Source organism: Listeria rocourtiae subsp. hofi (genome assembly GCF_963575615.1).
Lineage (GTDB): Bacteria > Bacillota > Bacilli > Lactobacillales > Listeriaceae > Listeria_A > Listeria_A hofi.
This window is the reverse complement of sequence record NZ_CAUYTL010000095.1, coordinates 1-516: the sequence shown is the minus strand read 5'-3', so window position 1 is coordinate 516 and position 516 is coordinate 1. Positions and strand designations below refer to the sequence as shown.

Genomic DNA, 516 nt, shown 5'->3' with positions numbered 1-516 from the left:
TTCTTTTACGCGTAAATAAAGGACTTTTAGTAAGGCGTTTTCCTGCGGGAAGGCGCCTTTCTTCGTGACTTTTCGAAAGCTGGCATGGACGCTCTCTACGGCATTGGTGGTATACATGATTTTACGAATGGCGCTGCCATAATCAAATAATTGCTCCACATGCTTGAAGTTACGCACCCAGACATCGATGGCGCCAGGATATTTATCCCACTGTTGTCGAAAAGACTCGAATTGGCTCTGACAGGCTTTTAGAGAAGGGGCACCGTATAATTTCTTAAGCGAAGCCGTAAAGGCTTTATAATCTTTCGAAGGCACATAACGAAGTGAATTTCGAACAAGGTGAACAATACAGCGCTGGACAACTACGGTTGGGAAAACGGCTTTGACGCCTGCTTCTAAGCCAGATACCCCATCCATGGAAAGGAAGAATACATCCTCCACACCACGTGCTTTTAATTCGTCAAAAATCTGCATCCATCGATTTTTGCTTTCGCTCTCATTGAGCCAAAGGCCAAG

Annotated in this window: 1 protein-coding gene; it reads right to left on the bottom strand. The window is 45.2% G+C overall.

Going from position 1 to position 516, the window contains the following annotated elements; genetic code table 11:
* The coding region (locus R8925_RS15860; protein WP_430536751.1) for an IS256 family transposase at positions 1–516 on the bottom strand (516 nt) is incomplete at both ends.